This is a genomic window from Agromyces cavernae (assembly GCF_021044935.1).
GTDB classification, from domain to species: Bacteria; Actinomycetota; Actinomycetes; order Actinomycetales; family Microbacteriaceae; genus Agromyces; species Agromyces cavernae.
The window spans coordinates 385,351-398,661 of sequence record NZ_JAJNMP010000001.1 but is presented as its reverse complement, the minus strand read 5'-3'; the positions used below and the strand labels follow the sequence as shown (position 1 = coordinate 398,661).

The 13,311-nt window shown below is 67.2% G+C and carries 10 protein-coding genes; 5 read left to right on the top strand and 5 right to left on the bottom strand.

The window, feature by feature from the left end; genetic code table 11:
- Positions 1 to 69: 69 nt before the first annotated feature.
- Entirely contained in the window at positions 70 to 324 is a 255-nt protein-coding gene (locus tag LQ757_RS01855; RefSeq protein ID WP_231045506.1) for a PqqD family protein, read from the bottom strand.
- Complete coding sequence (locus tag LQ757_RS01850; RefSeq protein ID WP_231045505.1) at positions 321 to 1,190, bottom strand: nucleotidyltransferase family protein; 870 nt, start codon at positions 1,188 to 1,190, stop codon at positions 321 to 323. The genes LQ757_RS01855 and LQ757_RS01850 overlap by 4 nt, the downstream gene beginning before the upstream one ends.
- A 160-nt stretch (positions 1,191 to 1,350) precedes the next feature.
- On the opposite strand from LQ757_RS01850, the gene LQ757_RS01845 reads away from it, so the two are divergent.
- Entirely contained in the window at positions 1,351 to 2,487 is a 1,137-nt protein-coding gene (locus LQ757_RS01845) for an acyltransferase family protein (protein WP_231045504.1), read from the top strand.
- Positions 2,488 to 2,817: 330 nt separating this feature from the next.
- Here LQ757_RS01845 and LQ757_RS01840 read toward each other — a convergent pair whose 3' ends face one another.
- Both LQ757_RS01840 and LQ757_RS01835 read right to left on the bottom strand, forming a co-directional pair.
- The gene (locus LQ757_RS01840; RefSeq protein ID WP_231045503.1) at positions 2,818 to 3,630 is read right to left on the bottom strand and encodes a glycosyltransferase family 2 protein; all 813 of its coding nucleotides are present in this window, start codon (positions 3,628 to 3,630) and stop codon (positions 2,818 to 2,820) included.
- Positions 3,631 to 3,686: 56 nt separating this feature from the next.
- Entirely contained in the window at positions 3,687 to 4,811 is a 1,125-nt protein-coding gene (locus tag LQ757_RS01835) for a polysaccharide pyruvyl transferase family protein (RefSeq protein WP_231045502.1), read from the bottom strand.
- A gap of 181 nt (positions 4,812 to 4,992) precedes the next feature.
- On the opposite strand from LQ757_RS01835, the gene menD reads away from it, so the two are divergent.
- Both menD and LQ757_RS01825 read left to right on the top strand, forming a co-directional pair.
- Positions 4,993 to 6,702 carry a 2-succinyl-5-enolpyruvyl-6-hydroxy-3-cyclohexene-1-carboxylic-acid synthase gene (gene menD / locus LQ757_RS01830; RefSeq protein ID WP_231045501.1) on the top strand — a complete coding sequence of 570 codons (1,710 nt, stop codon included), beginning with the start codon at positions 4,993 to 4,995 and terminating at the stop codon, positions 6,700 to 6,702.
- A 40-nt stretch (positions 6,703 to 6,742) separates the two neighbouring features.
- Positions 6,743 to 7,594 carry an SDR family NAD(P)-dependent oxidoreductase gene (locus LQ757_RS01825; protein WP_231045500.1) on the top strand — a complete coding sequence of 284 codons (852 nt, stop codon included), beginning with the start codon at positions 6,743 to 6,745 and terminating at the stop codon, positions 7,592 to 7,594.
- 77 nt (positions 7,595 to 7,671) lie between these two features.
- Here the strand turns inward: LQ757_RS01825 and LQ757_RS01820 are convergent, their stop codons facing one another.
- The gene (locus LQ757_RS01820) at positions 7,672 to 8,739 is read right to left on the bottom strand and encodes a glycosyltransferase (RefSeq protein ID WP_231045499.1); all 1,068 of its coding nucleotides are present in this window, start codon (positions 8,737 to 8,739) and stop codon (positions 7,672 to 7,674) included.
- Positions 8,740 to 9,081: 342 nt separating this feature from the next.
- Between LQ757_RS01820 and LQ757_RS01815 the strand changes: the two genes are divergently transcribed.
- Positions 9,082 to 9,717 (top strand): hypothetical protein, encoded by a 636-nt coding sequence (locus LQ757_RS01815; RefSeq protein ID WP_231045498.1) that lies wholly within the window; start codon positions 9,082 to 9,084, stop codon positions 9,715 to 9,717.
- A 42-nt stretch (positions 9,718 to 9,759) separates the two neighbouring features.
- Entirely contained in the window at positions 9,760 to 13,293 is a 3,534-nt protein-coding gene (locus LQ757_RS01810; RefSeq protein ID WP_231045497.1) for a PKD domain-containing protein, read from the top strand.
- Positions 13,294 to 13,311 lie beyond the last annotated feature (18 nt).

The window sequence follows — 13,311 nt, the reverse complement described above, 5'->3', positions numbered from 1 at the left end:
GATGGTCATGTGGTCCCGTATCTCGAGTGGGTGGAGGGCCGCGGGTGGAGCGAACCTAGGCGGTCGCCGTTACTCGAGCAGCCCCCGGGCCACCAGATCGGCCACGAACGCGTCGACGTGCGCGCGGATCTCGTCGGTCGGGGCATCCGTCGCGGCGGCCACCCGTTCGACGATGGTCTCGCGATCGCCGGCGCAGGCCTCGTCCCAGATGAGCGCGGCGATCCCCTCGAGCACGATGATCGGCCCGCCCGGCAGTGATGCCGCGTACACGGTGCCGTCGACGTCGAGCGTCGCTGTCCCGGGCGCCCGACGCAGCCGCGTCATCGGCTCGCTCCGACGCGACGGAGACCCTGCCAGGCCTCTCGAACGGCACGGGCCGGGCGCCGGAAGAACTCGGCGACGATCTCCGCGCGCGAGGGCCGCCGGCCGAGGCGATGCGCGAGGTGATCGACGTTCACGAGCGGAGCGCGCGCGACGACGCGAATCGCGACGCCGAGACTCGGTGCGGCGCGCACTCGCGCCCACCACTCCGCGGAACGCGAGCCGCCTTGGGAAACGATTCGCCAGAGACCGTAGTCCCGTTCGCGGCGGTAGTGCTCGAGCGCGCCGGTCGCAGCGGCGAACGCCACCGGCGCGTCGAGATCGGCGACCAGCGCCTCCATCTCAGCGCGTCGCTCCAGGGGCGCTTCGTGCCAGGCGATGCGCACATCGGGCTTCGAGCGCACCGACGAGCGGGCCGCGTTGAGCACGAGCAGCACACCTTGCGCGGTCAGGCTCGGCACCTGACATCCCGTTTCTGCGATCTCGATCTCGCGTCGGTCGGCCCAGAGCCGCTCGAACGCACGGTCCGGTGCGATTCGGATGCCGGGGAAGAACCGGTGGACGTCGACGTATCCCCACACGTCGTGAAGGTACGTCTGCGCATGACCGAACGGCGAGCCGTTCTCGAAGCTGCTGTAGAGGCGCCATCCGTGCTGCCGCATCGCCCGGTCGAGCACTGCCACGTGGGCCGGCCGCACGAGCACGTCGACGTCGCTGCCCGCATACCCGCCCGGGCGGAGCAACGGGTCGACGGCGGAACCTTTGATGTGGAGCAGGTCGACGCCGATCTCGCGGGCGAGATGCTGCACGGCGGCATGGCCGAACCGAAGGCGCACCGCAAGCGGCACGCTGACCTCTGATTCGCTCACGCCCGCCTCACCACCCCGTCGATCACTCTAGTGATGTCGAGACGCACTCGACCCCACCAGTGTCGCGCCTGACGGTCCACGCAGGCGGAGGGCACGACCGACACCTGCCCTCCGATTTGGGGCGTTCATTGCGAGCCCGCCTGACCTAGGGTTGGTCCCTGTGACCAGCACGGAGCGGCCGACGCAGCGGATCCAGTCCGTCGACGGACTTCGCGCGGTCGCGTTCCTCGCCGTGTTCGCGTTCCACACCTGGGAGTTCGCGGGCCGACCCGAGATTCCCGTACTGTCGTCGGTCGTCAGCCAGAACATCCGCCCCGACTTCTTCGTGGTGCTGACCGGTTTCGTGCTGTTCCTGCCGTTCGCCCGACGCCCGGAACGGATGGACGAGTTCCGAACTCGCGCATACGTGTGGCGACGCATGCGCCGCATCGTGATCCCGTACTACGTCGCCCTGGCGTACGCCGTGCTCCTACCGCAGCTCCTCGTGGTGATCATGAGACTGTTCGGGCGTGAGGCGTCATGGCAGCCCATGCCGAGCCTGGGTGACTGGCTGAGCCACCTGACCTTCTCGCACCTGTTCTTCGCCGAGCACTGGAGCTCGATGAACGGCAGCCTGTGGACCATGTCCCTCGAGATGCAGCTCTACCTGCTGTTCCCGCTGCTCCTGATCGCCGCGAACCGCTGGGGGGCGAGGGCGTTGATCATCGCGATCGTCGTCTCCGTGGTCTTCCGCATCGCCGTCGCCCTGTTCGTGCCGGGCGAAGCGTTCCCCGACCAGTTCCTGTGGAGCGCATCGGGGCTCGGTCGTCTGATGGAGTTCGCCGCGGGCATGCTGGCCGCGATCGTAGCCTTCAAGGTCGTCGAGCGCATCCGCCGGCCCCACATCTTCCTGCTCTTGGCGGTGATGGTCGTGTCGTACCTCGTCGCAACCGCTCCGCTGTTCCGCGGTACGGTCCTGCCGATCCGGGAACTCGGCCTGAGCGCGCTGTTCGGGAGTCTCATCGTCCTCGTGCTGTCGGTCCCCGCGATCGGGCGAATGTTCGCATGGAAGCCGCTGGTGTTCATCGGCTATCGCTCGTACAGCTTGTTCCTCATCCACCAGCCGACCGCGTGGTACGTCTCGGAGTTCCTGCAGAAGTTCCTCGACGTGCCCGAAGGTCCGCTGCTGCTGCTCCTGCTCTGGACGGTCGGGTTCGGCGTGGTGTTCGCCGTGGGGCAACTGTTGTTCGTCGCCGTCGAACGTCCGTGCATCGACTGGGCGAAGCGCGCTCGCAAGCCGGCTCCTGCTCAAGCCTGAGCGGGCGCTTACGCCCGCTGCACCATTTCGTCCATCACGTGGCTTAGGCGGGGGCATCGCCTCGAGCTCGGCAGGAAGTTGTCGAGGGCGAGGACGACCTCAGGGGCACCCTGCATCCCCTTGCGGTCGCACGCAGCGAGGCACTGAGATTCAGTTGAGTTGACTCAGCATCGGCCGTACCGCGGTATCAGAAGGCCCTATCCTCGGGCATCGGGGACTGCGGCATCGTACGCATTCGCGGAGACAGCGTCATCCTCCAGAAACCGAAAGCTCGAGGGACTCTGCGGGACCTGGCACACCGGGTCTTACTCCGAGTAGGGCGCCCGGATGTCAACGCGGACGCCACACGCGCCGCCAGACGTTTCGAAGGACGTAGTCGGGCCAGAGGGCGAACGCCCAGAACAGATGAGAGGGGCTCCGCGTGACGCGGAACGCGTCGAATGCCTGGGAGCCATAGATCTGCCCGACTCGACGAATACCGGGCAGCGCATCCGCTCCTCGGTGTTGCCAGAGCACGTTCATCGCTCCGCGCCACATGCGGAGATAATCCCTGCTCGCGTTTCGGTCGTGGAGTCTGTAACCGACGAACACGCCGGGAGCGTGCTCCAGCTCGCTACGACGAGCGATTTCCAACCATGTACCCCACTCTTCGCTGTGGGTCAAAGATTCATCGAAACATCCCGCTTCGAGAAGACTCGAGCGGCGAGCGATCGCGCCGGACGTGTGGATGCTGTTCCCGCGCAACAGTTGGCGGTAATTCCCACCATGCCCGCCCCACCCGTCGCGCTTGCCGGTGGCCTCGATCACGTCGAAATCACAGGAGCATAGCCCGACCCCGGGACGCATCAAGGTGGCTTGGGCAGCCAGTTTCCCGGGGTACCAGACGTCGTCGGCGTCGAGGAAGGCGATCAGCTCGCCGCGCGCCTCCCGGATACCGCGGTTGCGGGCAGCGCTCGCCCCGGCGTTGTCCTGCCGGACCACGCGCACGAGCGGATGATTTGGAATGGCGAATGGCTCGGTCGAGCCGTCGTCCACCACAAGCACCTCGAGCGGCGCCGGGACCTGAGACACCGCTGATTCAACCGCCTCGGCCAAGAACGGGCCTGGGTTGTACGCGGGAATCACCACCGACACGGTCTGCATGAGCGGGAGCCTACCCGTCGTCGGGAGTCGCTCGATCCCGGGCGCAGCGCAGGGTGCTACAGGTTCGCCCTGAGATACGAGAGACCCCGAACGCGCTCAGTGTCGAGCACGCGGTTCACCCTTGTCCAGTCGGGGGCGAAGACCCGTTCGTCGATCAGCGGCGAGTCCGCGCCGACCCGATGGTGCTCGAGCCCGAAGACCTCGAGGAGCGAGTCGAAGCGGGTCGCGCCGCGTTCCGCATTGGCATACACCACGAATGGGCGGTTGAACAGGATCGAGTACGCACAGCCGTGGAAGGAGTCCGTCACGACGAAGCCGGCTGAAGCGACGGAGGCCAGCCAGTACGCGATCGACGGCCTCACGAATTCGGCCGGGTTCGACACGTACGCAAGATACGACGGCGGCCAAGGCGCGAGGAGTTCGAGCGAAGGGAGTCCGAGTCGCTCCCCGAGCACCCTTTCAACGCGACTGACGTCGTCATTCGCGTCGAGTCGATAAATCAACAGTCGACCGGCGGCGGGAGTCGCGTCAACGGCCGTGCGCGACACGAGCTCCCGATAGTGCTCTGCGGACAGCAGCATCGTTGGATCGAGGTGGCGCTCTGCGCGCACGCCGAACTCGTCGTGGCAGATGCGAACTCCTGACTCCTCGCGCACCGAGACCGCGTCGAAACGCCGAATCAATGCGGCGGCGCGGGAGCGATCGTCGTCGCTGTATTCGGCGATGTCATCGACGCCGAACGATGCCGCGAACGAAATCCGACGCGGCCGATCTCCCTCGATGGGCTCGAGTACATCGAGGAACTGCGCCGGGATGTCCGCATAGGCAGCGCGCCACACCTGATCGCTTCCGACCACGAAGGTGCGGAACCGCCTCGCCAGCCGCGCCCTGCCACGGCGAGTCCCCGCGGCCTCCATGAATGAACCGGTCTTCATGTTCCGTGCAACGAATACGCGCAGTGGCGCGGTGACGAGCCTCCAGCTCCGCCAGTCCCAGTCGGCTCGGGCCGGCATCGACAGCCGAACCCATCGGTATGGATGCCGCAGCAAACGCCACCGGAGACGCTTCAGCATCGGCTTCGGCCTCGAGGTGTCGGTGACCGGACGGAACCCGAGATCGCGCACGATGCGCTGCAATGCATATGCCTGCAGGACGCCACCGTAATTCGCGTTGAGCGGCAACGTCGTGATCAGTACATTGCGAGACACTGGATCACCGTATCTCGGTATGCTCTCGTTCGTTGCCCGAGGGTATTCGGGAGATCCCAGCCGCTGGTACCGCGGGCAGCAACGGCTCGAACGGGGCCTGCTGTGAACCTCGGACTGAAGTGGGGCCACCATGTATGCGGATGAACCTCTGGTTGTGGAACTGGCCGCGTTGCTCAAGGCACATGGTGTCAAGGACATCGTCATCTCCCCGGGCAGCCGGCACTACGCCTTCACGCGGACGTTCGAAAACGACCAGTACTTCAGGCTCCATTCGGTGGTCGATGAGCGGTCGGCGGCGTTCTTCGCTCTGGGTCTCACTCAGGCGACCGGCGAGCCGACCGCCACGATCTGCACGTCAGGCACCGCCGCGCTCAATTACGGATCGGCCATCGCTGAGGCATCCGCCCAGAAACTGCCCCTGATTGCGATCACGACGGACAGGCTTCCTGATTTCCTCGGCCAGATGGAAGACCAGATGATCGATCAGCGCGAACTGTTCGACGGGTTCGTTCGCTACACGGGAAATCTCCGCCCGATCTCGAACGACCGCGACCGCTGGTATTGCAATCGGGTGATCAACGAAGGCCTCGTCGCCGCTCGCGAGGGCGGCCCGGTCCACCTCAACGTGCCGATCGAGAGCCACAGCGGCGTGGAGTTCACCGTGGCGCAGCTCCCCGACGTGCGCGTGATCGCGCGGCATCGAATCGAGTCCGAGGAACCCGACTGGGCCGAGCTCGCCAAACGCCTAGAACACAAACGGGTCCTCGTCGTCTGGGGTCAAGGAGCGCGTCCCAGCGACCACACCATCGCGAGACTCTCGGCCTTCACGGAATCCTTCGACGCGGTCGTCATCTCCGACCACCTCGCCAACCTGCACATCGACCGGCGCATCGACAATCCCCTGGCATTTCTGCGCATACCCGCGGCGAAGCACCCTGAACTCAAGCCCGAGATCGTGATCTCGTTCGGAGGCAACATCGTGTTCAAGGACGAGCTGAAGGGCTACTTGCACGCGTCGGATCACGAACACTGGCGTGTCGACCCCGATGGTGCGATCGCAGATCCTTTCCGAACACTCACCGACGTCTTCCAATCGGGTCCCCAGGTCTTCCTCGAACGCATTGTCGCAGCACGTGATGCTTCAGCCGATCCGTCGTACCGGCGTCGCATGCTCGAGGTCGCCAACTCGATCCCGGCGCCGTCGATGGAGCACGGCGAATTGGCGGTGATCGGTGCTCTCATGCGGGCACTTCCGCACGACAGTTCTCTTCATATCGCGAACAGCGCTCCGATCCGGATGGCCCAGCTCCACAGGATCGATCCATCGATCGACGTCTTATGCAACCGAGGTGTGAACGGCATCGATGGTTGCCTGTCGACTGCGATCGGCTACGCTGCGGCGACCGCGAAGCCGACGTTCGTGATCATCGGGGATCTCACCTTCTTCTACGACATGAACTCGCTATGGATCCGCGACCTGCCCGACAACCTGCGCATCCTCCTGCTCAACAACGGGGGTGGGGCGGTCATGCACGTGCCGTTGCCCGAGAGCTACTCGGCAACGGTTGCGGGCCGCCATGTCAGCGCGGAGCACGCCATGAGCGCCCGCGGTTGGGTGGAGTCGCTCGGGATCGACTATTCAGCGGCTCACACTCCCGACGCGACGGCCGCCGGGATCAGTTGGCTCACGGACCTGAACGAGCACGGTTCGCGCGTCCTCGAGGTGTTCTCGAACAAGGTCGCGGACATCGCTCAACTGCGCGCCTACCATTCGACCTTGGCGGGGGGCGGAGTCAGGCCAGGCGCCTACATCCGGATCCGACGCCTCGGCGGCAGGGTCCTGCGGCGGCTTGGATTGCGGTAGGACTGGGCTGGGTCTTCTGGCGTCGATGACAGGGGGGAACATGGGCAAGCTGAGAGCACTGACATCTCGGGTCCTGACGAGGCTCGGCAGAATGCCTTCGAGGGTCGAGATGGCCCGCCCCTATGTGGTCAGCGTCGATTCGCCTGCAGAGTTGGATGGTCTCGTAGCGGTCGTCACGGGCGGAAGCGGAGCCATCGGCCGGGCGATTTCGCTCCGGCTCGCCCTGAGTGGAGCCGAGGTGTACGTGCTCGGACGCTCGACCACGAAGCTGGACGCGGTCGTAAGTGAGATCCGTGAACACGGAGGCTCGGCGCATATCGCGCAAGTGGAACTCGAGGAAGAGACGGCCGTGACGAGGTTCTTCGCTTCCCTCCCGACCGTCGACATTCTCGTGAACTGCGCAGGTGGAAGTGCACGAGGTGAGCACGCACCCGTGTGGGATCAATCCCCCGAGGTCATCGACCGCATCCTCGCCATCAACCTGCGGGCCGCCATCTCCTGCGTCCGCGCGGTCACCCCGAAGATGATCGCTCAGCAGTCCGGTCGCATCATCAGCGTCGGATCCGTCATCGGAGGCAGGGGTAAGGCGCGCTTCGCGGACTACGCGGCAGCGAAGGCAGGCCTGTCCGGGTACCTGAAGTCCGCGGCCATCGAGCTCGGCCCATTCGGCATAACGGTCAACGTCGTTTCCCCGGGCATCGTTCCGAGGGGTCAGCCGACACAGGCCGAGTTGGAACGCCTGAAGCGGACCAACGTCCTCGGGGATATCGGTCACGAGGAAGACGTCGCCGAGGCCGTTGGCTTCCTGGCGAGTCCGCGTGCCCGGTTCATCACTGGACAAGAACTCGCAGTTGATGGCGGCCGGTCACTCGGTCTGCGCGGCGACGACTAAGACTCCGCCCCGGGGTTCGTCGGCCGCATGCCCGAATCGCAGGCGCACCGAAAGCGGCACGCTGACCTGGGATTCGCTCACGCCCGCTGCACCACCTCTTCCAACACCTTACCGAGGCGGGCGAGGTGTGCGTCACGACTGAATCTGCGACCCCATTCCCGGCAGGCCTCAGGGTCGAGTGCTTGCGCCTGGAGGATCGCCGTCGCAAGGGCTTCGGGTGTCGCGGATGCCGCGTGGTAGCCGTTGACCCCCGGGCGCACGGTCTCGAGGTACCCGCCCGATGCGATCGTGGCGGCCGGGGTTCCCTCGAGCGACGCCTCGACGATGGTCAGCCCGAAGTCCTCGCGGCCCGCGCCGATGATGACGGCGGCGCGGCGGTACACCCAGCACAGCTCGGCATCGGTCACGCGGCCGAGCCCGTGCACGCCGTTCTCGGGGTCGTCGAGGGCGGCGGACCCGTGGCCGACGATGACGATGGGCACCTGGGCCAGCTTCGCCGCGGCGACGGCGAGGGACAGGTTCTTGTACCCACGATCGCGCGAGACCACGACGACGAAGTCGTCGGGCAGCTGTCGGTTCGGCGGGTGCGCCTCACGGGCGACGGGTTCCACGGGCGGGTTCACGACGACGGAGTCGAGGCCGTAGGCGGATCGCATCCGGTCACGGGTGACGATCGAGTTCGAGACGACCCCGCTGGCGCGACGCATGGCGTCGCGGTCGCCGTGGCGCAGCAGCGGCGCGCTCATCCAGAGACCTGCCCGTCGCAGGGGGCCCAGCTGCAGCCGGTAGTCCTCGGCGGCGTAGAGCCAGCGAGCGGGGCTGTGCGCGTAGACCACGTGCGGCATCTCGAACTGGAATCGATGCGCCCAACCGCTGCTCGAGACGAGCGCGATGTCACCGCCCGACACGCGAGTGCGCGCGGCGATGGAGGGAAGCATCGGCAGCATCCATTCGACGCGATGCGCGAGCGCATGCGGGATGCTCGCCTGCACGTCGAGCTGGCGGAATCCGTCGAACGTCGAGTCGGGCCGATATGCGAGCGTGACGACGGGGCGGGATCCGAACCCGGCCGCCCATTCGGCGACGACCCGCTCGGCACCGCCGAGCTGCAGGAGGTAGTCGTGGGCGAGGATGATCTCGGGCACCGGCACCCCATTCCTGCGGAGTCTCGAGGCGACACGGGAGAGGAGTCGCTTGTGGCATGGTACGCCAGGCCGATCGCCGCGCGGGGAACCGGCTCATCCCTCGGCCCGCGATCTCGCGGGTCTCTGCTCCGGGTGTCCCCTGAACTGGGTGGGCGCCCGATGGTAACATGAGGAATCCTCACCCCATGTTTGGGGTATAGGAGCCAGAAGGTCCGAAGCGTAGGTTTTCACCCAACGAGGATCGGACCGGGTTACCCGACGTCGGCGGAGAGTCGACGGGCCCGGTCGTCGTAAGCGATCGCGCCCCGACTTTTCGCGCGTTCGAGTAAGGCGCAGGGACTCGTGAAACGTACCAGGATCCGCAGGGCAGGCGATGGGCATCCGGTGCGCACGCGCGTGGTCGTCGCCGCCGCCGTCGCCGCGGCCGCCATGACGATCACGGGGACCCTCGCCGGCTGCATCGCGTCCGAGAATCCGACGGATGCGGCATCCGTGCCGACCCCATCCGAAACGCCCCGCACGACCGAGGTCCCCGCGCCCGGAGGCACCACGATCGATGACGTCATCGAGACGGCCCCTCCGGGACCGGTGAAAGACGCAGACCTCGACGACGTCGTGACCCTCGACACCGGGATGCGCATCTCGGTCACGGAGATCACGAGCATCACGGTCGAGGCCGAGACGCCGGGCGAGGTCGCCGGCCCCGCGGTCGCGGCCACGATCGGGTTCGAGAACGAATCGGGCGGCCCGCTCGACGTCGACGGGGCGACCGTATCCCTGCTCGACGCGGATGGAAACCTCGCGGTACCGACGACCTCGGCCCCGGCGGCACCGGTGATGGGCGCCATCGACGACGGTGAGAGCGCCGAAGGCACGTACGTGTTCCGGATCCCCGAGGACACCCGGCACGAGATCACGTTGACGGTCGACTATGCGGCAGGCGCGCCGGTCGTCGTCTTCCACGGATCCATTCCGTGAGAACGAACGCCTGTTGTGCAGGCACGAATGAGGAGAGGCATCATGAAGCTCGAGTCCACCAGGGGGCGGAGGGGTGTCGCCATGCTCGCGGCGGCCGCCGTCGTGGCCGCTGGAATGGTGTTGGGAGGCGCCGCCCCCGCGACGGCCGCGATCGATCCCGACGGCCCCGCCCCGATCGAGCAGCGGAACAGCTCGACCGTGACGGCTGATCCGCTGCCCACGGTGCAGATCGATTCCGGCATCGTGTGGACGCAGGAGGTCGTCGGGAACACCGTGTACGCCGGTGGCAGCTTCACGAACGCCCGGCCCGCGGGAGCCGCGCCGGGAACCAGCCTCATCCCTCGCAGCAACATCCTGGCCTACAACCTCACGACGGGCGTGATCACGTCGTTCGCCCCGCAGATCAACGGCCAGGTGAAGGTCATCAAGGCGTCGCCCGACGGCACGCGCATCTACGTCGGCGGCAGCTTCAACAACGTCAGCGGCCAGACCCGGTGGAACATCGCCGCGTTCGACGTCGCGACCGGGGCGCTGCTGTCGACGTGGCGGCCCGCCGTCGGCGGTTCGTACGTCAACGCGATCGAGGTCACCAGCTCCGCCGTCTACGTCGGCGGCCTCGTCAGCGCCGGCGCGGGCGTCGCCCGCAAGAACCTCATGGCCTTCAGCGTGAGCAATGGTGCACTGCTCGGCTGGGCGCCGACGGCCGACCTGCAGGTCGACAGCATGGTGCTCACGCCCGCGAACAACAAGCTCATCGTCGCCGGTCGCTTCGGCATGATGAACGGTGTCAGCCAGCGAGGACTCGCGGCGCTCGACCTCAGTTCCGGCGCCATCCTGCCGTGGACCGTCACGTCGGTGGTCCTGAACGGCGTCCCCGCCGGCACCACCAGCGCGGGCAAGGCGGGCATCTGGGAGCTCGAGGCCGACGCGAACGCCATCTACGGCACCGGCTGGGTGTATGCGAACAAGACCATCGGCAACCTCGAGGGCCTGTTCGCTGCCGAGCCGGGCAGCGGCGCCGTCCGGTGGATCGCCGACTGCCACGGCGACCACTACGGCGTGTACTCCGACGGCACGAACGTCTACTCGACCGGTCATGAGCACTCGTGCGAGACCATGAACGGCATGCCCCAGCTCAACCCGGCTCCGGGCAACATGCGCAATGCGACGGTCTACACCGCGGCGCCGAAGGGAACCCTCCTGCGCGCGGCCAGCGTCAACGCCACATACGCCGATTGGAGCGGCTGGCCGGCACCCGCGGTCGTGAACTGGTATCCCGACTGGATCACGGGTGGCGTCAACGGAGGCCAGGCCGGCTGGACCGCCACGGGCGCAGGCGACTACCTGCTCATCGGCGGGGAGCAGGCCTTCGTCAACGGCCAGCGGTCGCAGGGGATCACACGGTTCTCGCGAAACCCGTCGACCGGGGAGAACTCCGGTCCGAGGCTCTCGGATACGGACTGGGTGCCGGTCGCGTCATCGACCACCGCCGGCAAGGTGCGGGTGTCGATTCCGGCCAACTGGGATCGCGACGACCTGAACCTCACTTACCGGCTGATCCGGAACGGCGGCGGACAGCCGGTCGCCTCGAGGTCCGTGCAGTCGACGTACTGGAGTCAGCCGCAGGTCGTGCTGACCGACACCGTTGCGGCCGGCTCGACACCGAACTACCGCATCGTCGCGGTGGACGGCGACGGGAACACCGCGAACAGCGCGACCGTCTCGACGACGGTGTCGGGCACGGCCGGTTCGGCCTACGCCGAGACGGTGATGGATGACGGCGCGTCGCTGTACTGGCGACTCGGCGGCACTGCCGCACAGGGCGGGAACGACCTCGTCGGGAACAACGACGGCGTCGTGCGGTCGGGTGTGACCTCGGTGTCGAGCGGCGCGCTGGCGTCGGAGCCCGGACCGGCGTACTCCTTCAATGGGTCGTCGACGAGCGGGTTCGTCAACTCCACGAGCCAGGCCGCTGTGCGCCAGCAGTACTCGCTGGAGCTCTGGTTCAAGACCACGACGTCGAACGGTGGGAAGCTGGTCGGCTACGGCTCCTCCGCGTCGGGCACCTCCTCGAGCTACGACCGCCACGTGTACATGCACAACGACGGAAAGCTGAGCTTCGGCAACTTCCCGGGCATCGCCGCGACAGTCAGCAGTCCGGCCTCGTACCGCGACGGTGCATGGCACCACATGGTGGCGTCCCAGGGCTGGGACGGGATGAAGCTGTACGTCGACGGCGAGCTCGTCGGCTCCCGCGGCGAGGTCACCGCGCAGACCTACAGCGGCTATTGGCGGATCGGCGGCGACAACCTCTCGAGCTGGCCGAACCGTCCGACGAGCAACTTCTTGAACGGCCAGCTGGACGAGTTCGCGGTCTACAACCGCGTGCTGACCGCGCAGGAGGTGTCGGAGCACTACCTGATGGGCACGGGCGTCGCCGCACCGACCGCGGCGTTCACGTTCACGACCGACGACCTCGGCGTCTCGGTGAACGGCTCGAGCTCCTCGGCGCCGCCCGGTCGCACGATCACGTCGTACAGCTGGAACTGGGGAGACGGCACGCCGGCCGGCAGCGGCGCCACCGCGACGCACCAGTACGCGAACGGCGGCACCTTCACGGTCACGCTGACGGTCACCGACAGCATGGGCCTGACGGCGAGCACCTCGAAGCAGGTGACGGTGACGCCGCCGCACGCGAACCCGACGGCGGCCTTCACCACGCAGGTCGACGGGTTGTCGGTGGCCTTCGACGGCACCGGGTCGACCGCGGCGGATGGCGCGACCATCACGTCGTACGACTGGGACTTCGGTGACAACGGGTCGTCGACGGCGTCGCAGCCCACGCACGTGTACGCCGCAGCCGGGTCGTACGACGTGACCCTGACGGTGACCGACAGCCTCGGGGCATCCGATTCGGTCATGCAGACCGTGAACGTCGCCGCGGCGACCGTGCTCGCGGCCGACGAGTTCCAGCGCACCTCGGCGAGCGGCTGGGGTACCGCGAACACGGGCGGGACCTGGAGCGCCGTCTCCGGGTCGTCGGTGGCCGGCGGCGTCGGGCTGCTGAGCCTCATGAACAGCCAGACGCGCGCCACGACGCTCTCGGGCACGCTGCCGTCGGGCACGGATGCGAGGATCAGTGTCTCCATCGACAAGGTCGCCAACGGCGGCGGTGCACACGTCAACCTCGCACCGCGCAAGACGGCGGCGGGCGAGTACCGGGCGAAGCTGCGGTACTCGGCCACGGGCGTCGTGAACGTCGGCGTCGCCCGCCTGGTCGGCACGACCGAGACCCTTGTCGCAAACCGGGTCCTCACCGGGTACACGCACACCGCGGGCGCCACGCTCGACGTACGCGTACGCACGGTGAGCACGGGACCGTCGACGACGGTGCAGGTGAAGGCCTGGCCGCAGGGACAGCCCGAACCCGTCGACTGGTGGGTGAGTGCGACCGACAGCGAGCCGGGCCTGCAGGGCACCGGGCAGTTCGCGATCACGACGTACGTGTCGGGCACCGCGACCAACGGCCCCATCGGCATCGGCTTCGACCACCTGAGCGTGGTGGCGCCGAACTGAGTGCTGCCGAACTGAGAT